This window comes from Mesorhizobium australicum WSM2073 (assembly GCF_000230995.2).
Taxonomy (GTDB): Bacteria; Pseudomonadota; Alphaproteobacteria; order Rhizobiales; family Rhizobiaceae; genus Mesorhizobium; species Mesorhizobium australicum.
Window position 1 is genome coordinate 2204774 of sequence record NC_019973.1, and the last position, 20363, is coordinate 2225136.

General features: G+C 63.0%; 18 protein-coding genes and 1 pseudogene. 7 read left to right on the forward strand and 12 right to left on the reverse strand.

The annotated features are described in order from the left end of the window. Window positions 1-38 precede the first annotated feature (38 nt). The 9 genes and pseudogenes from MESAU_RS10560 to MESAU_RS10600 all read right to left on the reverse strand — a co-directional run bounded on the left by MESAU_RS10560 (window position 39) and on the right by MESAU_RS10600 (window position 10761). Window positions 39-1718 (reverse strand): formate--tetrahydrofolate ligase, encoded by a 1680-nt coding sequence (locus MESAU_RS10560; RefSeq protein ID WP_015316036.1) that lies wholly within the window; start codon window positions 1716-1718, stop codon window positions 39-41. A gap of 313 nt (window positions 1719-2031) precedes the next feature. Continuing rightward, window positions 2032-3156 (reverse strand): DUF2333 family protein, encoded by a 1125-nt coding sequence (locus MESAU_RS10565; RefSeq protein WP_015316037.1) that lies wholly within the window; start codon window positions 3154-3156, stop codon window positions 2032-2034. Between the two features lie 103 nt (window positions 3157-3259). Continuing rightward, on the reverse strand, window positions 3260-4558 hold the full coding sequence (locus MESAU_RS10570; RefSeq protein ID WP_015316038.1) for a DUF6638 family protein: 1299 nt from the start codon (window positions 4556-4558) through the stop codon (window positions 3260-3262). A 67-nt stretch (window positions 4559-4625) separates the two neighbouring features. After that, entirely contained in the window at window positions 4626-5033 is a 408-nt protein-coding gene (locus tag MESAU_RS10575; protein WP_015316039.1) for an endonuclease domain-containing protein, read from the reverse strand. 69 nt (window positions 5034-5102) lie between these two features. Next, window positions 5103-7013, reverse strand: a complete 1911-nt coding sequence (locus MESAU_RS10580) for an AAA family ATPase (RefSeq protein WP_015316040.1) — start codon at window positions 7011-7013, stop codon at window positions 5103-5105. 24 nt (window positions 7014-7037) lie between these two features. Further along, on the reverse strand, window positions 7038-8183 hold the full coding sequence (locus tag MESAU_RS10585) for a hypothetical protein (protein WP_015316041.1): 1146 nt from the start codon (window positions 8181-8183) through the stop codon (window positions 7038-7040). Between the two features lie 40 nt (window positions 8184-8223). Next, window positions 8224-9312, reverse strand: a complete 1089-nt coding sequence (locus MESAU_RS10590; RefSeq protein WP_015316042.1) for a hypothetical protein — start codon at window positions 9310-9312, stop codon at window positions 8224-8226. Window positions 9313-9630: 318 nt separating this feature from the next. Beyond that, window positions 9631-10020 carry a c-type cytochrome gene (locus tag MESAU_RS10595; protein ID WP_015316043.1) on the reverse strand — a complete coding sequence of 130 codons (390 nt, stop codon included), beginning with the start codon at window positions 10018-10020 and terminating at the stop codon, window positions 9631-9633. A gap of 130 nt (window positions 10021-10150) precedes the next feature. Then, window positions 10151-10761, reverse strand: a pseudogene (locus MESAU_RS10600) (thymidine kinase). A 262-nt stretch (window positions 10762-11023) separates the two neighbouring features. On the opposite strand from MESAU_RS10600, the gene MESAU_RS10605 reads away from it, so the two are divergent. From MESAU_RS10605 to choV, 3 genes are all read left to right on the forward strand, one after another. Next, window positions 11024-11959, forward strand: a complete 936-nt coding sequence (locus MESAU_RS10605; RefSeq protein WP_015316045.1) for a choline ABC transporter substrate-binding protein — start codon at window positions 11024-11026, stop codon at window positions 11957-11959. 135 nt (window positions 11960-12094) lie between these two features. Then, window positions 12095-12949 (forward strand): choline ABC transporter permease subunit, encoded by an 855-nt coding sequence (gene choW / locus MESAU_RS10610; RefSeq protein WP_015316046.1) that lies wholly within the window; start codon window positions 12095-12097, stop codon window positions 12947-12949. Continuing rightward, on the forward strand, window positions 12946-14127 hold the full coding sequence (gene choV / locus MESAU_RS10615) for a choline ABC transporter ATP-binding protein (protein ID WP_015316047.1): 1182 nt from the start codon (window positions 12946-12948) through the stop codon (window positions 14125-14127). Before choW ends, choV begins: the two co-directional genes overlap by 4 nt. A 112-nt stretch (window positions 14128-14239) precedes the next feature. Here the strand turns inward: choV and MESAU_RS10620 are convergent, their stop codons facing one another. After that, a complete protein-coding gene (locus MESAU_RS10620; RefSeq protein WP_015316048.1) occupies window positions 14240-15649 on the reverse strand; it encodes an ATP-binding protein in 1410 nt (469 codons plus the stop codon). Beyond that, the gene (locus tag MESAU_RS10625; protein WP_015316049.1) at window positions 15646-16362 is read right to left on the reverse strand and encodes a response regulator; all 717 of its coding nucleotides are present in this window, start codon (window positions 16360-16362) and stop codon (window positions 15646-15648) included. The genes MESAU_RS10620 and MESAU_RS10625 overlap by 4 nt, the downstream gene beginning before the upstream one ends. Window positions 16363-16634: 272 nt before the next feature. Here MESAU_RS10625 and MESAU_RS10630 point away from each other — a divergent pair, with 272 nt between their 5' ends. The 4 genes from MESAU_RS10630 (at window position 16635) to clpS (ending at window position 18178) form a co-directional block, all read left to right on the forward strand. Continuing rightward, the gene (locus tag MESAU_RS10630) at window positions 16635-16934 is read left to right on the forward strand and encodes a hypothetical protein (RefSeq protein WP_015316050.1); all 300 of its coding nucleotides are present in this window, start codon (window positions 16635-16637) and stop codon (window positions 16932-16934) included. A gap of 38 nt (window positions 16935-16972) precedes the next feature. Further along, window positions 16973-17266: a hypothetical protein gene (locus MESAU_RS10635; RefSeq protein ID WP_015316051.1), complete on the forward strand. Its 294-nt coding sequence runs from the start codon at window positions 16973-16975 to the stop codon at window positions 17264-17266. A gap of 162 nt (window positions 17267-17428) precedes the next feature. Then, a complete protein-coding gene (locus MESAU_RS10640) occupies window positions 17429-17743 on the forward strand; it encodes a hypothetical protein (RefSeq protein ID WP_015316052.1) in 315 nt (104 codons plus the stop codon). Window positions 17744-17872: 129 nt separating this feature from the next. After that, complete coding sequence (gene clpS, locus MESAU_RS10645) at window positions 17873-18178, forward strand: ATP-dependent Clp protease adapter ClpS (protein ID WP_015316053.1); 306 nt, start codon at window positions 17873-17875, stop codon at window positions 18176-18178. Window positions 18179-18280: 102 nt separating this feature from the next. On the opposite strand, the gene MESAU_RS10650 is transcribed toward clpS, so the two are convergent. Next, entirely contained in the window at window positions 18281-20353 is a 2073-nt protein-coding gene (locus MESAU_RS10650; RefSeq protein ID WP_015316054.1) for a membrane protein, read from the reverse strand. Window positions 20354-20363 lie beyond the last annotated feature (10 nt).

Sequence of the window (20363 nt, forward strand, 5' to 3'; positions counted from 1 at the left end):
GCGATGCGGCGCCCTTCTTGTTCTTGTCGAGATGAAGATCAGAACAGGCCTTCGATCTGGCCGGCCTCGTTGAGGAAGATCTTTTCCGACGACGGCTTGCTCGGCAGGCCAGGCATGGTCATGACCTCGCCGCAGATGATGACGACGAAGCCGGCGCCGGCGGACAGCCTGACCTCGCGCACCGGCACGGTGTGGCCGGTCGGCGCGCCGCGCAGGTTCGGGTCGGTCGAGAACGAGTACTGTGTCTTGGCCATGCAGACCGGAAGGTTGCCGTAACCGGCATCCTCCCAGGCCTTCAACTGGTCGCGCACCGATTTGTCAGCGATGGCTTCCGAGCCGCGATAGATGCGCTGAACGATGGTGTTTATTTTCTCGAACAGCGGCATGGAGTCGGGATAGAGTGGCGCGAACTGCGAGGCGCCGGATTCGGCGAGCGCCACCACCTTGTTGGCAAGCTCCTCGATGCCGGCGGAGCCGTTGGCCCAGTGCTTGCACAGGATCGCTTCCTCGCCCATCGAGGCGACATAGTCCTTGAGCGCCTGAATCTCGGCGTCGGTGTCGGAATAGAAGTGGTTGATGGCAACGACCGCCGGGACGCCGAACTGCCTGATGTTCTCGATGTGGCGTCCAAGGTTCGGGCAGCCCTTCCTGACGGCTTCGACATTCTCCTTGCCAAGGTCTTCCTTCTTGACGCCGCCATTCATCTTCATGGCGCGCACGGTGGCGACGATGACGGTGGCTGCCGGCTTCAGTCCGGCCTTGCGGCACTTGATGTCGAAGAACTTTTCGGCACCTAGATCAGCACCAAAACCGGCTTCGGTGACGACGTAGTCGGCAAGCTTGAGCGCCGTCGTGGTGGCGACGACCGAGTTGCAGCCATGCGCGATGTTGGCGAACGGGCCGCCATGCACGAAGGCCGGGTTGTTCTCCAGCGTCTGCACCAGATTGGGCTGCATGGCATCCTTGAGCAGGACGGCCATGGCGCCATCGGCCTTGAGGTCGCGGGCATAGACCGCCGACTTGTCGCGGCGATAGGCGACGATGATGTCGCCGAGGCGCTTTTCCAGGTCCTTCAGGTCGGTGGCGAGGCAGAGGATCGCCATCACTTCCGAGGCGACGGTGATGTCGAAGCCGGCTTCGCGCGGAAAGCCGTTGGCGACGCCTCCGAGCGAGCAGATGATCTCGCGCAGCGCCCGGTCGTTCATGTCCATGACGCGGCGCCACACCACGCGGCGGGTGTCGATGCCGAGTTCATTGCCCCAGTAGATGTGGTTGTCGATCAGGGCCGACAAAAGGTTGTGCGCCGTGGTGATGGCGTGGAAGTCGCCGGTGAAGTGGAGGTTCATGTCCTCCATCGGCACGACCTGCGCGTAACCGCCGCCGGCGGCACCGCCCTTGACGCCGAAATTCGGGCCGAGCGAGGCTTCGCGGATGCAGACGATCGCCTTCTTGCCGACGCGGTTGAGGCCATCACCGAGGCCGACGGTGGTGGTGGTCTTGCCCTCGCCGGCCGGGGTCGGGTTGATGGCGGTGACCAGGATCAGCTTGCCGTCCTTGTTGCCCTTCACCGACTTGATGAACTCGGCCGAAATCTTGGCCTTGTCGTGGCCGTAGGGCAGCAGATGTTCGGTCGGGATGCCGATCTTCTGGCCGATCTCCTGGATCTGCTTTTTCCTGGCGCCACGCGCGATCTCGATGTCGGACTTCACTTCGGCCATGACGGCGTTCCTCTGGATTGGACGGTGGAGGGGACGGGGTTGATCTTACTCGCAAGAAGGCTGGAGCCGGACGCGCGGGGCATCTAACCCTGTCGCTGCGGCGGCGTCAACTTTCATGCAACTATGTTTCCTATAGAGAAAATTCCTCTGCGGCGGGCCGACCTATTCCCGGTTCTTTATGGCTCCGCTTGCCGCGCCGTATAGAAGCCAGAGCAGGGGCGCTTCCGCCGTCTCAAAACAGCCGCACAATGCACGGAATGCGACAGACGCGACGACGCAAATCCGCCATCGCGAGTGTTGCCGTGGGACAGCGCTACTGCGTCAGCACGTTGCTGATTTCAACCATGTTCGAGCGCACCCGAAGCACGTAGAAGCCCATCGTCGTCAGATGGGTGGGCAGCAGCCAGCCGTCCTCGCGGCCATTGGCGATGATGAAGGGCTGGATGCGCAGGGCCGACACGAACTGCGCGTCCATCGTATCCCACAGGCTCTGCAGGTGCTTTTCCTTGATGACGTCCTCGAAGTCGGCCTGGGCGCCCTTCATCAGGCCGTAATAGGCATAGAGCTGGCCATAGGCGAACCAGTAGCGGTCGTCGGCGCGGGTGTCGAACCAGCCATTGTTGTGGTTCTCGGCACGCTCCTTGAGGATGGCGGAGGTCGAGCCGATGTCACTGGCGATGCGATCGATATACTGCTTCAGATTGTCGGCGCGGGCATCGAAAGTGGCCTGGCAGGTGGCGAGCCGGGCATTGAACGAACGCAGCTTGCGCACGGCGTCGCGATAGTAGCTCGGCGTCGGTGTCTTCGGTCCAAACGGGCTCACGCCGAAATACCAGGTATACTCGTCGAACTGCAGATTGCCACGCGCGTCCTGCAGGTCGGCATCGATCTGCGAGGTGGTGCGCACGCGGCCGAGATTGTCGGCAAGCTCGGTCGCCGTGCGTCGCACCGCCTGGTTGATGCCGCGCTGGAAAGAGGCCTTGTTGTCCATCCACGGGGTGTTGTCCCAGTCGATGCCGAACAGGCCGAGCTTGTAGAGGATCATCGACGAGATCCAGGCATTCTGGTTGACGTTGAAGTCAGTCAGGTCCGCCGCCACCTGGGCGATGCCGGAGTTGCCGCAAGTCTTGGCCGTGTCGGTGCCGGCGCCGGCGGCCACCTGTTCACCGGCGGAAACGTTGCGCTTCTCGAACGTATAGGTGTCCGGGTAGTTCGGGTTGAACCTGTTCCACCACTGGGTGGCGTAGAAGAAGTTGGCGTAAAGGCCGATCAGCACCAGCAAGGCTAGGCCGACGACGGCCTTCAGGATCCAGCCGCGCTGCGTGTACCAGCGGCCGGCCCACAAGAAGGGCCACAGGATCACGCCGATCAGAAGGCCGATGCCGCGGCCGATCCACTGGAACAGCTTGACGAAGAAGTTCACGATCGGGTCGAGCATGGCTGTATCACCCCCTCAGCACGATGCCAAAAAGTTGCAGACTTTTTGGATAACATCATGCACCAAAACAACAAGTTAGAACGGAATGACGGTTCATATCGTTCTAGTCGGTCAGGCCGTAGAGGCGTGTGCGAAACGCCACCTTTTCCTTCAAATATGTGGTTTTCAGAACGTCCACAACATGCGATCGCCAAGCGTCGCTGAAGCCGTCATAGTCCTTGTAGAAGCCGTCCTTGTTGAAGATGTAGCGCGACACGAAGTCCGACGGCACGAAATCCGAGATCAGCCGGTTGGTCAGCCAGGCGTCGGGATGATCAGGCTTGGCGCGGACCACCAGGAAGCGCTGCTGCGGGAAGACGTCCTCGATCTTGAGGTGGCCGAACTGGGCGATCTCGCGCTTGGCGGCGTTGAGGAAGGGAAAATTGCCGTCCCTGGTGATCAGGTCGGCATGGCCCTGGATCCAGGTCTGCAGCCAGACCTTGTCGACGTCGGTCAAATTGCGGTTCGGCTCGGCGTCGCGGATCAGCGCGCGCACGACCATTTCAGCGCGGTGCTCGAGATAGCCCGAGGTTTCGATCCAGGAGGCGCGCGGCAATTCGATGCGCCCGGTGGCGGCCAGGAATTTGAACACCTTGTCGGCGTCCTTGATGGAGAGATAGCTCACCTGCCAGGGCCGCGAGCGGCGGAAACCTGGAGCCGCCGGATCGCTGATCACCGTCGTCATGTCGGGATCGACGAAGACGTAGAGGCCGCCGAAATGGCTGGTCCAGTAGGCGTTGTGGCGGAAGATCACCTGGTCGGGCACCAGCGCGTTCTCCCTGATGTCGCCGCAGACCTTGGCGAGTTCCACCATGCGGGTCAGCATGGCATTGTCGCGCCAGGCGTCGGGCTCCTGCTTCAGCCGGTCGACGAGCTTGCCGAGCTCGGCCGCCTTGCCCAGCACGTCCTCGGCCGACAGCACCTTGAACTCGACCTGGCTGATCGACAGCAGGTCCTCGATGTCGTTGACCTTGGGAACGGAATCCTCCATCTCGCCGTAGATCACGTCCTTGATGGTCAGCGCGTCTATGGCGCGCTGGTTCCTGGACATGAATTCGAACATCAGCTGCGAGGTGTTCGAGAAGGCCGTGTGCACCACCGGCAGGTCGATCTGCGACGGCGTCAGGATGATGAAGCGGCGGTTGACCTCGTTGGGATCCAGATAATCGTAGTCGCCACACTCCTCGGCCACTTCGGGCGAAAAGCCGGTGCGGTCGATCTGGAAACTCTTCAGCTTTGTCGGCTTGAGACCGAAAGCCGCCAGCGCCTTGTTGTAGCGCTGGATGAGATGCGGCTCGTCGACCGTGAGCAGCCGGCCGTAGATGAGTTCGTTGTCGCGCAGGAGATCGGGTTTTTTGCTCATCTTGCCTTCTCCCCGTTCACGGGGAGAAAGTGCCCGAAGGGCGGATGAGGGGCGGCGCAAACGCTCATCATCTCGTCTCCAAGATTGAAGGCAGAAACTTCGCGTCGATGCCAATCATCTTCTTGTTCAGCCGACCATCCACGGCCGCAACGATGGTCTCCAATACGCTCTTTCGGCCGCTCAAAACATCAGCGTGCCAAATCCTCAATACCGACCAACCATTAGCGTTCATCGTTTCGTCCCTGTAGCGATCCCGGGATCCACCTGCATGCTGGCTGCCATCGACCTCCACGACCAGATTAGCCTCACGACAGGCAAAGTCGGCGAAATAGGGCCCGATGGGCAGTTGGCGAATGAATTTGTGGCCATTCAATCGTCGCCCACGCAGTTCATGCCAGAGCTTTTCCTCGGCATCGTTCTCGATTTTCCGAAGCTCGCGGGCTCTTGCCACCTTGGGCTCGTTTCCACCACGCATGGCGCTGCCCCTCATCCGCCCTTCGGGCACCTTCTCCCCGTGAACGGGGAGAAGGAAGAAGAGCTCGCCTCACGCATTCCACAGACCCTTCTTCTTCATCTCCTCCATCTCGCGCGCTGCGCGTTCGCGCAGCCTTGCGTCGCGCAGCAGCTTCTCCACCGCGGCATCGTCGGACTTGTCGGAATAGCGGAACTCGGAATCGGCGTAGCGGTTGATCTCCTGCATGACCATGGCAAGCGAGAACGGCCCGCGCAATTCCTCGATCATCGCCTTCTTGTCGTCGTAGCTCTTGTGCATGAAAGCTTCCGGCTTTTCGAACCAGTCGTCGGGAAGCTCGATGTCCATGGCACGCATCTTGATGGCGTCGGTGACGTTCTTGATGGCGCGGCCGGTGAAGCGCGGCTCGGCATCCTTGATCAGGTGCAGGTAGGTGCCGATGTCGGCCATGGTCTTGGGCGCGCCATTTTCCTTCATGTAGCGCTCGTAGACCCGCACCAGTCCGTCCTCCCGCGGCTTTTCATGCTCTTCATAGGCTTCGGTCACGGCGCGCTGGATCTCCTGCGCGGCGTAGAGTTCGTGCTTGCCCAGGGGGATTTCGTGGTTCTTGCCGGCGAGCAGCACGAAAATGTCGATATAGTCGTCGCGCGTCTGCGGCCCGTCGACCAGCCAGCGGGCGCCGGCGCGCTGGCGCAGCGCATCGTCGACATTCTCGGGATAGTTGGAGAACATGCCGAACGAGCAATTGCCGCGCACCACGGTGGCAGCACCGGCGAAGGCGTCCATCAGCACGCCGGTGATCTCCTGCTGGCCCGCCGAGGCGCGGTCGTCGGAACGGCGGGCGGCCACCTGGTCGATGTCGTCGATGGTGCCGAAGCCGATGACGCGCGGGTTCAACACATTGTTGATGAACTGGCGGCAGTTCTGGCCCGACTTGCCCTGGTAGGATGAAATCTGGTCGACGCCGAAATTTTCATAGGCAAAGGGGTAGCCGGCGACCTGGCAATAGCCGTTGACAAGGCCGGCGATCATCTGGATCAGCGTCGTTTTGCCGGTGCCGGGCGCGCCGTCGCCGATGAAGGTGAACAGGAAGCCGCCGAGCTCGACGAACGGGTTCAGTTCACGCTCGAAATCATAGGCCATCAGCATCTTGGCGAGCTTGACCGACTGGTATTTGGCGATGTGGTTGCCGACGACCTCTTCCGGTTTCTTGAAGGTCATCACCAGCGGCTTGGAGCGCTTGCCCGGCGCCACGTCGAAGCCGTCGAGGGTGAAGTCGTCGGCGTCGATGCGGATATGGGCGTTCTCGAACGGGCCGATGCCGTCGAAGCGGCTTTTGCGCGCCAAAAGCCCGTCGATGGCGACGCGGGCGAAGGCGCGCGCCCTGGTCGTCAGGTCGCCGTCGTCCGTCGAGCCCGCTATCGCCTTGTCGAGGCCGGCCAGGATCGATTTCACCGCATCCTGGGGCGTGTCGAACAGGAAGTCCGGCTCGGGGATATCGTTCGGCGCCTCGCCGTCGCTATCGATGAGCTGGAACAGATACGAGGCGAGGCTGAAGGCCGAAATATAGGCCGAAGCCGACAGCAGTTTCTTGAAGGTGGACGCCTCGTCGCCTTCGAGCGGCGCGCGGGTGTTCCTGGCCTGCAGGCTTTCGAGATCGGAGCCTTCGGCAAAGACGTCCGATACCGCCAGCGCGATCGCCGTGCCGCGCCGGGCGCGAAAGAGCAGCGTGTGCTGCGGGATGGTCAGCAACTGGTCGTCGGGATGAACGGCGCCGACCGTCTTCGACAGCTCGACCTCGCGGGTGCGGCGCACCGAACCGACCGAGACGGTGGAGACGAAGCGGCGGTTGGTGCCGGCCAATGCCGTACCGGATTCGCGCGATGGATCCTCCAGCACGACGATGCGGGTGATGAAGCTCTGCGCGGTGGCGCGGTGTTTTTCGATAGCCGCTTCCGGGATGGTGGTCAGGCCGGTGTCCATGAAGGGTGCTCCGTGGTGTGACGGTCAGACGTCTGAGATGACCTGCCCATTCGATAGGATGTGAACCTTGTAGCCGCCAAAGATCTTCTGTGCTTCGCCGGCGGCGTAAAGCGCCTGGTAGGCTTCGTGCGGGATCAGCGCGTGGTTTTCGTAGCTCGACACGCCTTGGCGGGCGGCTTCCAGGTCGTCGGTGTTGATGAAGAATTCCTGCGTCGTCTTCTCGCTGGAGAACAGGCCCTTGCGGCCGGGCTTCTCGCCCTTGGAATAGACTTCCTGGATGGTCCAGGTCAAAAGCCAGGCATTTTCAGGCTTGCGCACCTTGGCCAGCACTTCCGTCACCGTCGAGTTGTTGTCGGTGATGCCTGCCGAGTAGAAGGGGCCAAGCACCACCCGCCTCAGCTGCTTGGGGTGCAATGGCTCGAAATCCTTGTCGAGATTGACCGCGATGGTCGCCGGCGACAGCGTATAGGCCGAATTCTTCTCGGTGAAATCGTCGAAGCGGTGGGCAAGCTCGGGGTTGAGCAGGCCGTCGACGGGCAGCGGAATGTCGACCTTGTCGTTGAGCTTGCCGCTCCGGTCGACAAGCTGGCGGACCATGCTTTCCGACGAATCCTCCACCGTCACCATATAGACCAGAGGCAGGTTGGCGCTGCCGTCGAAGCTTGCCCAGTGGACGAGGTAATAAGGCCGCGCCGTCTTCGGATTGACCGACACCTTGGCCGTCTGCGCCAGCGTGAACGGACCGAAGGTCTGCTCGCTCTTGACGTCTTCGAGATAGAGCCGCTCGGCCATCGATTTCTGCAGCGCCTCGGGAAACTCCTTGTGGCGCAGGATGAAGTCGGCCATCTCCTCGCGCAGCTCGCCGGCCTGGGGGATGTTGGCGAGCCGGGCTTCGGCCTGCAGGCGGTCGTTTTCCAGTTCAAGCAGGTTCTGGAACACCGGGTAGCCGCTCTCGGCGCGCGAAATGCGGAACGTGTCCATGAAGCCCAGCCGGTTGCGCCAGCAGGAAAAGGACTTGTCGAGCCGAGCGATGTACTCGGCAACGATCTTGGCGACGATGCCGTGTCGGTAAAGCGGCGAGCGGTCGTCGCGCATGAACACTTCAAGGCCGCTGAGCGCGGCCGTGATTGCCGAGAAATACCGCGCCGCGGCGTCGTTTTCGGGGGTCATGCTGTCAGTCCTGGGATTGTCGCACCGGTGTGCGCGGCAATTATGACTGCACGTAGTTGGCCGAATTGTGCTTCTTCAGCACCTCGTCGAAGCGGCGGGCAAAGGCATCGTCGGCCAGCTTCTTGCGGCGCTGGATGTCGGCGCTGGCGACCATGTTCTTCTCGTGCATCTCCAGGAGATCGCCGATGTGCTTCTGCGAGGCGGCGCCGATGCCGGCCATGGTTTCCTCGGCCGTGTTGTCGACCTGGCTGCCCAGCGTGTTGATCTTGTGGGCGACGTCCTGCTGGGCGGCGGTCTTCAGCGAGTCCTCGAGCGCCTTGTAGAGCACGATGCGCTGTTCGGTATCGATGGTCAGCTTGTTGATCAGCGTCGACTGCGCGGCGATCTGGTTGTTGAGCGAATCGACGAAGGTCTGGAACATCGAAGTATAGCGCTCCAGCGTCTGGCTTTCGGCCAGCAGCTCCTGCTCCTTCGCCTGCTTTTCATTGTATTCGGTGGCGAGCTTGGAACGCTCGCCCTCGAGCTGCGTGCGGTCTTTCTGGCTGGTCGAGGCGGCGATCCTGTTTTCGATGTCGAGCAGCATCGGATTGAGCTCCTCGATGCGCTTCTGCACGGTTTCGAGGTTGGTCATGGTGATCTTGCGGCGCTCGATAACCTGCGACAGGCTGGCCTCGGAGGTCTTGTAGCGCTGGTCGAGAATTTCCTTCTGCGCCTTCAATATGCCGACGATGGTATCGGACTTGGCCAGCAGCTCCTGCAGGTTGCCGGCGAGCGACATGTTGCGGACGCGATCGGTGCGCATGCGCTGCTTGCGCTGTGCCGAAAAAACGCCGACGAAGTTTTCCCAGCCGGTATAGTTCTTCATGCTCTCGAACTCGGCGCCGAAGACGTTGGTGGCGTCCTCCAGCCCGATGATCAGGTCGGCGATGTTGCCTTCCATCACCTTCTGCTGCTTCAGTACATCCTCAATGCGGGCGTTCTCGATGTCGAAATTGGCGTCGCCGATCTTCTTGTCGGCGGTTGCGAGCGTGTCGAGCACGGTGCCGGATTGCTCGATCTTGGTGCGCATGTCCTGGACGACCTGCTTGGTCCTGGCAATTTCGGCATCGAAATTCTGCAATGTCGCCATAGGGGCCTCCCGCTTCGGCTTCCGCTCGCTGGTTGCGAACAGCGGCGAATATATGTGGGGTATCAGGGGATTGAAAGACGTGAAGACAGTGCATGGCGCGAAAACAAATATCCGGCCGAACCCTTGAAAGCCAGTGGAGCCGTGGTCATGACGTGATCAACTGGCAGGCCAAGCCTTGTTCAGCTGATTTTGAACTTTGATGCCGGCAAAGCAATCCATCCACGCGGAAGCGAATGGCTCCTAAACTCGACAACAACTGGCCATTTGCAGCCCCACCGGCGGCACAAGTCGGCCCGTCCGACGACGAACGGCGTCTGCTCAGGGTTTGGGGTCGGCCTTCAGATAGGCGACGACGTTGGCGATGTCGTCGTCATTGCTGAGGCCGCCAAAGGCCATCCTGTTGCCGGGCACCTTCAGCTTGGGAGATCTGAGGTATTCGGCAAGATTTGCCTCGTCCCAGACGAGACCGGCAGCACCCGCGCTCTTCATGGCGTCCGAATAACGGTCGAGGAAGCTTTCGGCGGTTCCCGCCTTGCGGCCGACGACGCCCATCAGATGCGGGCCGACCTTGTCGCGGTCGGACGCCGCCTCATGGCAGGCCATGCATCGGTTGAAAACATGTTTGCCCAGCACAGGATCGCCCCCGGCCCGGGCGGTAACGGAGGTGGCAAGCAAAAGAAGGCTGGCGGACAAGACGGCTCGAAGCATGGCTGACCCCGGGAGGCTCTGGCTGAGGGTGGGAAAATAGGGCGCTGACCTTGACAAAGGCACCATAGAACGGCGCGGCCGACAAGAGGTGGCAGCCAGCTACCCACGCCGACGCCTCAGCGAGCCACATTCAGCGGCTGATGAAGCCGATGAAGTCGTCAGGTGCCGCGCGGCCCATTTCCTCTTCCCAATGCCGGCGGCGAGCGAGACGTAGACGTCCTTGCCGATCGCCACCTGTTCGCCCTGCCGGGCCACCTTGCCGTCGGGACCGAGGCGCACGACCATCGTCGCCTTGCGGCCGCAGCGGCAGATGGTGCGCACTTCGCGCAGATCGTCGGCGATCGCCAGCAGCGCGCGCGAGCCGGGAAACAGCTTTCCCTGGAAATCGGTGCGCAGGCCATAGCACATGACCGGGATGTTGAGCCGGTCGGCGATGCGGGCAAGCTGCCAGACCTGCTCCTCCTCCAGGAACTGCGCCTCGTCGACAAAGATGCAATGCACCGCCGTGTGCTGGTGATGCTCGGCGACGCGGGCGAACAGGTCGTCGCCGTCGCGGAACATCTCGGCTTCCGTTTCCAGCCCGATGCGCGACGAGATCAGGCCGGTGTCACCCTTGCGGTAGTGGCCGGCGACGAACAGCATCGTCGTCATGCCGCGCTCGCGGTAATTGTACGACGCCTGCAACAGCATGGTCGTCTTGCCGGCATTCATCGTCGCGTAATGGAAGTAAAGCTTGGCCATGCCGCTCTTTTAAGCCGACTTGCCAGGCCTCGGGGAGGGGCAGGCGCCGCATTCCCCTGAAAAAGCCGCCATTGCCGAGGCAGATTGCGCTTGGGCTCGGCGCGGAAAGCGTCAGCTGTGTCGCTGATTGGCCAGCCAGCGCCGTTGATCGTGATTGTCTTAGCGCTTGAAACCACTCCAGAATGGTGTTTGGCTGACGAAACAAGGCGGGCACAAAAACCGTAACTTCGCTTCGCCAAAGAATCGAAATGGGAGAATACAGATGTCGCGCATGAATTCCTTCGTCGCCGGCCTGGGCCTGGCGGCTTTCCTGTCCACGAGCGCCGCCTTCGCCGGCGATCCGGCAAGCTGCAAGGCGGTTCGCCTCTCCGATGTCGGCTGGACCGACATCCAGGCCACCACCGGGCTGGCCTCGGTGCTGCTCACCGCGCTCGGCTACGAGCCGCAGGTGATCCAGCTCTCGGTTCCGGTGACCTATGCGTCGCTGAAGAACAAGGACCTCGACGTCTTCCTCGGCAACTGGATGCCGTCGATGACCAATGACATCAAGGATTATACGGCCGACGGTTCGGTCGAGACCGTCAGCCAGAACCTGGCCGGCGCCGGTTACGGCATCGTCGTGCCGACCTATGTCGCGGATGCCGGCGTCAAGTCGCTGACCGACCTCGGCAAGTTCAAGGACAAGTTCAACGGCAAGATCTACGGCATCGAGGCCGGCAATGACGGCAATCGCATCATCCTCGACATGATCAAGAACCCGAAGGACAATCTCGACGGGTTCGAGCTGGTCGAATCCTCGGAGGCCGGCATGCTGACGCAGGCCGAGCAGTCGATGAAGAGCAATGAGTGGATCGCCTTCCTCGGCTGGACGCCGCATCCGGTGATGGGCGCCATGAAGATCACCTATCTCGACGGCATGGGCGACAGCGGTTTCGGCGCGGCCACCGTCTCGACCAATGTGCGCAAGGGCTACATGAGCGAGTGCCCGAATGTCGGCAAGTTCATCGCCAACCTGAAGTTCAATCTGGATATGGAAGGCCAGATGATGGACGCCATCCTGAAGGGCAGCGATGCCAACAAGGTGGCAACCGACTGGTTGAAGAAAAACCCGGATGCGGTCAAGCCGTGGATCGCCGGCGTGACCACCTTCGACGGCGGCGACGCTGCGGCGGCGGTCAAGACCGCGCTCGGAAGCTGAGCCGACTTTGATTTCGGCGTGACCGAAACAGAGGGCAGTCTTTGTGGAAAAGGCTGCCCTTTTTCGTATCCTGTGACAAGATGACGTCGCGACAGTACGGGGCCGAAGGCAGAGCTCTGGCAAACGAGGGGTGAGATGGATCCGATTTCCAAGTTCATGGTCGATCACAAGATCCCGATCGGCGCCTGGGGAAAGGCGTTCTTCGGTTTCCTTACCGACAATTTCGACACCGTCTTCAGGGCGTTCTCGAATGGCCTCAATTTTCTGCTCGACGGGCTGGTCAACATCCTGCTGATGGTGCCGTCGGTGCTGCTCGCTTTGGTGATTGCCGTCATCGCCTGGCTGCTGCAGCGTTCGCGGCCGCTCGCCATCGGCGTTTTCATCGGGCTGATCTTCATCATCAACCAGAACCTTTGGAAACAGACGGTGCAGACGCTGGTGCTGGTTGTCGCGGCGGCGGCGGCGGCGATGGCGATCGGCGTGCCGCTCGGCATCTGGGCCGCGCACAAGCCGAAGGTCTATCGCATCATGCTGCCGGTGCTCGACCTGATGCAGACGCTGCCGACCTTCGTCTACCTGATCCCGGTGCTGACGCTGTTCGGTCTTGGCAATGCGCCCGGCCTGATCGTCACCATCATCTTCGTCATCCCGACCGCGGTCCGGCTCACCCATCTCGGCGTCGTCTCGGTACCGAAGTCGATCATCGAGGCCGGCGAGGCCTTTGGCGCCACCAAGAGCCAGCTGTTGTGGAAGGTCGAGCTGCCCTCGGCGCTGCCCACCATCATGGCCGGTCTGACGCAGTCGATCATGCTGTCGCTGTCGATGGTGGTGTTCGCGGCCCTGATCGGCGCCGGCGGGCTCGGCACGGAAATCAACCGGGCGCTCGGTTCGCGCCGCATCGATCTGGGCCTTGAGGCCGGTCTCGCCATCGTCGTGCTCGCCATCGTGCTCGACCGGATGACCCGCATTGGCGTTGGAGGCAAGAAATGACCGTCGCCGTCGATTTCAGGAATGTCGATATCGTCTTCGGCGCCGACCAGGCCGGCTCGCTGGCGATGATCGACAAGGGCGCCACCCGGGCCGAAATCCTCGAGAAGACCGGCAATGTGCTCGGCTGCGCCGGCGCCAGCCTGACCGTGCATGAAGGCGAAATCTCGGTGCTGATGGGCCTGTCCGGTTCGGGCAAGTCGACGCTGCTTCGCGCGGTCAACCGGCTGAACGTGGTGTCGCGCGGCCAAGTGCTGGTGAAGGACGGTGACCGCACGGTCGATGTCGTCACCTGCGACGAGCCGACCCTGCGGCGGCTGCGCCAGAAGCAGGTGGCAATGGTGTTCCAGCAGTTCGGCCTGCTGCCATGGCGCACGGTGGAGGAGAATGTCGGTCTCGGCCTCGAACTCGCCGGCGTGCCGGATGCCGAGCGCAAGGAGCGGGTGCATCGCCAGCTCAAGCTGGTCAATCTCGACCAATGGTCGAACAAATACGCCCATGAGCTGTCGGGCGGCATGCAGCAGCGCGTCGGCCTGGCGCGTGCCTTCGCCACCGAGGCGCCTATCCTGTTGATGGACGAGCCGTTCTCGGCCCTCGACCCGCTGATCCGCACCAAGCTGCAGGACGAACTTCTGCAGTTGCAGGCGGAATTGAAGAAGACCATCATCTTCGTCAGCCACGATCTCGAGGAGGCGCTGAAGATCGGCAGCCACATCACTATCATGGAGGGCGGCCGTATCGTCCAGACCGGCGCGCCGGAAGACATCGTGCTGCGCCCCGCCAACGATTATGTCCGCGACTTCATCGCCAATGTGAACCCGCTCTCGGTACTGACCGCCTGGAACGTGATGCGCGACCGCCGCGATCTCGAACAGGGCAAGGACGGCTGGGTGTGGCTCGACCGGCGCAAGACGACGCGCTTCAAGATCGACGAGCACGGGCTGGTGGCGGCGGCCGAGCGCGACGGCAAGCCGGCCGTATGGGTGTCCTGCGCCGATGTCGAGGGCCAGCCGGAGGAGTTGGCGCAAGTGTTCTGGGCCAATCCCGGCACCTCGCTGAAGACCGTGATGCTGGCCATGCACCGGTCGCAGACCGCACCCGTGGCGCTGTTCGACGACCAGTCGCGCTTCGTCGGCGCGATCGGCATCCGCGACGTGCTGAGCGCGGTGCTGCGGCGCTGATGCATGTCGCCCAAAAATGACCTCGGTTTTGGGAAGACGACATGCACAAAAACGAAGACTGAAGCGCGTCGCCTGATCCGCTTCGACGCGACGCGCTTAAGGCGGCTATGTCCTAAGCCGCCATCGGCAGGCGCAACTCGGTCAGCAGGCCGCCGTCTGGATGGTTGGACAGGCGCACTTCGCCGCCCGCCGCGCGCGCGATGTTGCGGGCAATGGTCAGCCCAAGCCCGAGACCGCCGGTCTGGCGATTGCGGGATTGTTCGAGACGCACGAAGGAGCCGAAGACGGCGTCGATCTGGGCCTGGGGAATGCCCGGTCCCTCGTCACGGATGGCCAGCGTGATCGTGCCGTCCAAGCGGCTGAGGCTGAGATGCGCCTGCTTGCCGTAGGTGACGGCGTTCTGCACCAGATTGGTGACGCAACGCTTGAGGGCCACCGGCCGCGCCATGCAGATCAGGCCGCGCGGGCGGACGTCGTCATTGTCGAAGGAAACCGTCTCGTAGCTGTCGGCGACCGATTCGACGAGCGACCAGAAATCGATCCGTTCGGCCTTCTCTTCCGTGACCTCGAATTTGGCGAAGTCTATCACGGAACTCGCGATGCTTTCGATGTCGGCGAGATCATGGGCGAGCGCCTGGCGCGCCGGTGATCTGCGCAACAGCTCCAGGCGCAGGCGCATCCTGGTCATCGGCGTGCGCAGGTCGTGCGCGAGGGCCGCCGCCAGGTGCTCACGATCCTCGACATATTCGCGCAGCCTCGCCTGCATGGCGTTGATCGCCTTGGCGGCGGCGCGTACCTCGCGGCTGCCGCTCTCGGCGATCGGCGGGCTCTTGAGGTCGTTGCCGATCCGGTTTACGGCGGTTTCCATCATCCGGTAGGGCGCGGTCAGCCGGCGCAGCGACCAGATCGACATGATCACCACCAGCCCCGCGATCAGCGAATAGAGCGGCAGGCTATCGACGCTCAGGATCGGGCCGACGGGCGTGATCGGTTCGGTGAAATTCAGCCATTGGCCGTCGGCGAAGCGCAGCGAAGCCGTCAGCTTGTCGCTCTGGGCGAAATCGGCGGCCAGCACCAGAAGATCCCGCTCCACCTGGCCGATCTCGGGTCCCGGTGCCGCGCCGCCGGCATCGTCGGCTTCGCGCGTCGCCGGATCGCGCCGCACGCGCGCGTCGGTGATACCGAACTTGGACAATCGGCCGACGAGAATGTCTTCCAGTTCGGCCAGTTCGTCGTCGCCGGCGATCGAGGAGGTGACGGCGGGCGTGTCCGAGACGGTGAGCGCGTAGGTGGAGTTGAACAGCCCGGTCGCCGTCGCCTTGCGCTCCTCCGGCGTGGCGTCGTGCATCAGCTGCACGAGCGAGAAGGCGCGGTCGTTGAGGCGGTAGAGGTCGACCACGTCGTTGGCGGCAGCGCGGTCGCGCGATACGATATAAAGCGTCGCGACCTGACTAATCAGCAGGCCGGCAATGACGATCAGCAGCACCCAGACAGGCAAGGTCTGTGGCAGGAAACGTCTCATTCGGATGTCGTCTCGGGCAGGAACTGGTAGCCGCCGCTGCGCACGGTGAGGATCAGTTTGGGCGTCTTGGGATCATCTTCCATCTTGCGCCGCAGCCTGGAGACCAGGATGTCGATGCTGCGGTCGAAGGAATAGTCGCTGTCGCCGCCGGACAGTTCGATGAGCTGATCGCGGGTCAGCACGCGCTGGGCGCTCTTGACGAAGGTCTGCAGGAGGTTGAACTCAGCCATGGTCAGTTCGACCCTGACGTCGTCGGGCGCGGTCAGCCGCCGCCGCGAGCAGTCCATCGTCCAGCCGGCGAAGTGGTAAATCTGCTTGGTGGTGGCGCGCTTGGGCTCGGCGGCGCCATTGCGCCGCAGCACGGCGCGGATGCGGGCCAGCAATTCGCGCGGGTCGAAGGGTTTGGGCACATAGTCGTCGGCGCCCATCTCGAGCCCGACGACGCGGTCGGTCGTCTCGGTGACGGCGGTCAGCATGATGATCGGCGTCGTATACTGGGCGCGGATGTCACGGCACAGTTCCAGCCCGCTCCTGCCGGGCAGCATCACGTCGAGCACGATCAGATCCACCTGCGTGCGGCGCAGGATGGTTTCCATCTCGGTCCCGTCGGCGGCAACCGAGGTGTGCAGGCCCCGCTTCTGGAAGAACTCCTGAAGCAGGTCGCGAATGCCCTTGTCGTCGTCGACGATCAGTATGTGTGTCTCGGATTTCACAGCTGCCCTGTCTGGTTTGCCGGCCACGCCATTCTTGGCTGGTGAGCCACACGATAGAATTCGGGCCGTATGTTGGCCAGTGCCTTGCTTTTCAAGGAAGAATGAATTCCGCCTTCTCCACAACGGCCAGCTTGGCGTGGCCCGGCCAGACACAATCCAGAAACAAAATTCTACAATCGGGAAAAACTCCTGAAAAGGTAGGCCGGCATAACGGTGCCGTGGCGGTCAGGTCATCGGCTGCGACGCTAGTCTCCGGGTTCACGGATAAACCGATGCCAAGATTGTCGATCAGTTTGTTGGGAGTTTTGCTGGGCCTTGGCCTGCTCACTGCCGCTGTCGACCAATCAGACGCAAAGGCGCCGCTGACCCGGAGCGAACGGTGCGCCAATCTCAGCCACCAATTTGATGAAGCCCTCGAAACCCATGCCACGGCAACGCAGGTCACCGCGGCAAAGGCACTTCAGAGAAAGGGTAACCGGTACTGCGCCGCCAAGAAACAGGCGCAGGGCATCCGGATGCTCGCCAATGCTTTGAAGCTGCTTGGAGTGACACCGAACGACCCGGTCCAGTGACGCTCAAAACGACCCGCACAAAAAAGGAAAACGAAGCCATGAAAAAATCCCTCCTGTCCGCCCTTGGTCTCGCCGCCGCTCTCGCCTTCTCGATGCCCGTTCTCGGCAACGCTGCCGCGACCACGACCGCTGCCCCGGCCGCTGCCACCACGACCACCGCTCCGGCTGCTGCCGCGACGACCACTGCTCCGGCCAAGGCTGCTCCGAAGAAGGTCGCCAAGAAGACCGTTTGCAAGGTGACCAAGAAGCACAAGTGCCCGGTCAAGAAGGCCCCCGCAATGGCGGCTCCCGCGAAGGCGGCCCCTGCGAAGGCTGCTCCCAAGAAGCCCTGATCAGCTTCGAGGTTAGTTCTAGCAAGGCCGCCCCAGCCGCAAACCGGCTGGGGCGGCCTTCTGCCAAGGGCATGGTCGATGAGCTGAACGCCGGCGGCTTCCAGCCACGCATCTCGATCGTGCTTAACCCGTTTGCAATGCCGGCCTTGTAGGACAATCCGCATGAAGAAGCGGCTTTCGTCCATTTTTCGCTCCATGGTGATCGGCGGCCTGGTTGCCACCGGCGTCGCCAGGGTGCTGATTCTGCTCACCGCCAGCCCCGTGCCGGACCCTGCAAGCGGGCGCACCGAGCCTTCGCTGTTCGCACCGGCGATTTCCAACAACTGGGATTACATCACGCCGGTGCAGGCATGGCTTTTGATCGTGCTCGCCGGCGTGACGCTGATCTGTGTTGCCGGATGGCCGATCGCGGCATGGCTGGAACGCCGGGCGGATGCCGACCCAACGCGCCGCGTCTTCGGCCGTCAGGGCCGTTGAACCGCGACCGACAATTCCCCACATGATCCCGGAGGACCGGGCCCGCCCGCCGACGGTCCGTAAATGGACGATCACTGCCGCCCGTGGCAAAATGCGGACTTAAGCTGATCGCGAAAACAGTCGGTTCGAATGCCTGAAATCACCACAAAACCGCGCACCAAGGTCAAGCCGCAGACAGAGCGGCCGAAGCTCTACAAGGTCATCCTCGTCAACGACGATTTCACGCCGCGCGAATTCGTGGTCACGGTGCTGAAGGGCGAGTTCAAGCTCTCGGAGGACCAGGCGCACCGGGTGATGATCACCGCGCACCAGCGTGGCGTCTGCGTGGTCGCGGTCTTCACCAGGGATGTCGCCGAGACCAAGGCGACGCGGGCGACCGACGCCGGCAAGGCCAAGGGCTACCCACTGCTGTTCACGACGGAACCGGAGGAGTGAGGAGGGGCTCGTCATAGCCTTGGTTTCGACGATTGGCGAAACCACTCGCGACGGCGTCTTTCTCCGCGTCACTACACGGGGAGAAAGAAAGAGCGCACCGCTCTACCGTCCCTCGCGGTACCACATCGAACCCATCGCCAGGAGCAACAGGCCGAGGCCGAGGAAGCCGCCGAACAGCGGCACGCGCGACACGGCCTTGAGCACACTGTCATCGGTGGTGCGCAGGCCGATCCAGTCGCTGCCCGACGCCTCGCCGGCCGAGCGCACCGGCACGATGGAAGGCAGCGTCACGTCGCTGCCCGCGGCAGACGCCAACCGGCGCACGCTGCCGCCGGTGGCTTCCGCCGGCGCCTTCAGCCGCTCCTGCGTGGAGACGACGTCGGCGAATTCCGGAGCGTTGACCGGTCCGACATGGGCAAGCGCGGTGAGATCGCCATTGGCGACTTGGAAGAGGCCGATCTCGCTGGTCTGGACGCTGCCGAGGAAGACGCCGGGCTCGGACTTGTCGAGCTTGACGGCGAGCGTCTTGCCGGAGGGGGTGATGATCTGCGCCGGGCCGGGATCGTCGGCCATGGTCTGGCGGCGGATCTCCAGCACCATGCCGCGTCCCTCGGCGGTCAGCCGCTCTTCCTCGAGCTCGGGCTCCTTCATCAGCCAGTGGGCGATGCGCCGGTAGAGCTGGACATGCGGGCCGCCGCCCTCGAAGCCGCGCGCCCACAGCCAGCCCTGGTCGGACAGAAGCATGCCGACGCGGCCTTCGCCCTTGCGGTCGAGCAGGAGCAGCGGCCGGTTGTCGGCGCCCTTCATCACCACTTCACCCTGCGGATTCTGCACGCCGATGGTGCGGAACCAGCGGCTCCAGTGCGGCGGCTCGGTGGCCGAACCGTCGAGGCCGCGCGTCACCGGATGACGCTGACCGAGTTCGGTGAGGCGGGGATAAAAGGCCTTGTCGACAACCTCGCCGGTCGGCATGGCCGGCAGCGCCGACATCAGCGGCGTGCGTGCGATCGAAGCCTCGCCGGCATATTCGGGACCGGCGGCGATCAGCAGCGCGCCGCCCTTTTCGACATATTCGGAGATGTAGTCGTAATAGAGGATCGGCAGCACGTCGCGGTGCTGGTAGCGGTCGAAAATGATGAGGTCGAAATCCTTGATCTTTTCGACGAACAGCTCGCGGGTCGGGAAGGCAATCAGCGACAATTCGTTGATCGGCGTGCCGTCCTGCTTTTCCGGCGGCCGCAGGATGGTGAAATGGACGAGATCGACCGAGGCGTCGGATTTCAACAGATTGCGCCAGGTGCGCTCGCCCGCATGCGGTTCGCCCGAAACGAGCAGAACGCGCAGGTTCTCGCGGATGCCGTCGACCAGCGCGATGGCGCGGTTGTTGGTGTCGGTCAGTTCGCCCGGCTCACGGTCGATGGCAAGTTCGATGATGTTGCGGCCAGCACCCGGGATGGTCACCTGCAGCGGCATGGCCTGGCCGACCGTGGCATGCTCGACCGAAACCTGCTCGCCATTGACCGAGACGCGCACATCGACCGGTCCGGTCTCGTTTTCGGTCGAGATGACGCGATAGCTCATGTCGAGCGGCTTGCCGACGAGGCCGAAACGCGGCGCGTTCTCGAAACGTATACGGCGGTCCTTCTCATGGTCGTTGCCGGTGATCAGGGCATGCAGCGGGGCGTTGAACTCGGGCGTGCCCGACGGCGTGTCATGCACCTCGCCGTCGGTGACCATGATGGCGCCGCCGATGCGCGAGGGCGGCACGTCGCGGAAGGCGCCTTCCAGCGCTCCGAACAGCCGCGTTTCCGTGCGCTCCTCGGCGGCGTCGGATTTGCCGGCCTCGACGACACGGACGTCGAACTGCTTGAAGCGGCCAAGACGCTGCTGCAACCCGGCCACGGCCTCGTCGGTCTGTCTGGTGCGGTCGCCAATGTCCTGGCTCTGGCTGCGGTCGACGACCAGCGCGACGACGCTTTTCAGCGGCTCGCGCTCCTCGTTGAGGAATACGGGGTTGAAGAGGGCGGCGGCGAGCGCCAGCAGGGCGACCAGGCGCAGGACCGCGCCGCGCTGGCGAAACCACAGGCCGACGAGCGCCAGCAGCGCCAACGGTACCAGCACCAGGGCCAGAAGCGGCCAGGATAGAAGCGGTTCGAAGGAGATCGACCAGTTCATGCCTCATCCT

Coding starts and splice junctions, on each gene's coding strand:
- MESAU_RS10560 (WP_015316036.1), bottom strand. CDS start 1,718: ATGGCCGAAGTGAAGTCCGACATCGAGATCGCGCGTGGCGCCAGGAAA.
- MESAU_RS10565 (WP_015316037.1), bottom strand. CDS start 3,156: ATGCTCGACCCGATCGTGAACTTCTTCGTCAAGCTGTTCCAGTGGATC.
- MESAU_RS10570 (WP_015316038.1), bottom strand. CDS start 4,558: ATGAGCAAAAAACCCGATCTCCTGCGCGACAACGAACTCATCTACGGC.
- MESAU_RS10575 (WP_015316039.1), bottom strand. CDS start 5,033: ATGCGTGGTGGAAACGAGCCCAAGGTGGCAAGAGCCCGCGAGCTTCGG.
- MESAU_RS10580 (WP_015316040.1), bottom strand. CDS start 7,013: ATGGACACCGGCCTGACCACCATCCCGGAAGCGGCTATCGAAAAACAC.
- MESAU_RS10585 (WP_015316041.1), bottom strand. CDS start 8,183: ATGACCCCCGAAAACGACGCCGCGGCGCGGTATTTCTCGGCAATCACG.
- MESAU_RS10590 (WP_015316042.1), bottom strand. CDS start 9,312: ATGGCGACATTGCAGAATTTCGATGCCGAAATTGCCAGGACCAAGCAG.
- MESAU_RS10595 (WP_015316043.1), bottom strand. CDS start 10,020: ATGCTTCGAGCCGTCTTGTCCGCCAGCCTTCTTTTGCTTGCCACCTCC.
- MESAU_RS10605 (WP_015316045.1), top strand. CDS start 11,024: ATGTCGCGCATGAATTCCTTCGTCGCCGGCCTGGGCCTGGCGGCTTTC.
- choW (WP_015316046.1), top strand. CDS start 12,095: ATGGATCCGATTTCCAAGTTCATGGTCGATCACAAGATCCCGATCGGC.
- choV (WP_015316047.1), top strand. CDS start 12,946: ATGACCGTCGCCGTCGATTTCAGGAATGTCGATATCGTCTTCGGCGCC.
- MESAU_RS10620 (WP_015316048.1), bottom strand. CDS start 15,649: ATGAGACGTTTCCTGCCACAGACCTTGCCTGTCTGGGTGCTGCTGATC.
- MESAU_RS10630 (WP_015316050.1), top strand. CDS start 16,635: ATGCCAAGATTGTCGATCAGTTTGTTGGGAGTTTTGCTGGGCCTTGGC.
- MESAU_RS10635 (WP_015316051.1), top strand. CDS start 16,973: ATGAAAAAATCCCTCCTGTCCGCCCTTGGTCTCGCCGCCGCTCTCGCC.
- MESAU_RS10640 (WP_015316052.1), top strand. CDS start 17,429: ATGAAGAAGCGGCTTTCGTCCATTTTTCGCTCCATGGTGATCGGCGGC.
- clpS (WP_015316053.1), top strand. CDS start 17,873: ATGCCTGAAATCACCACAAAACCGCGCACCAAGGTCAAGCCGCAGACA.
- MESAU_RS10650 (WP_015316054.1), bottom strand. CDS start 20,353: ATGAACTGGTCGATCTCCTTCGAACCGCTTCTATCCTGGCCGCTTCTG.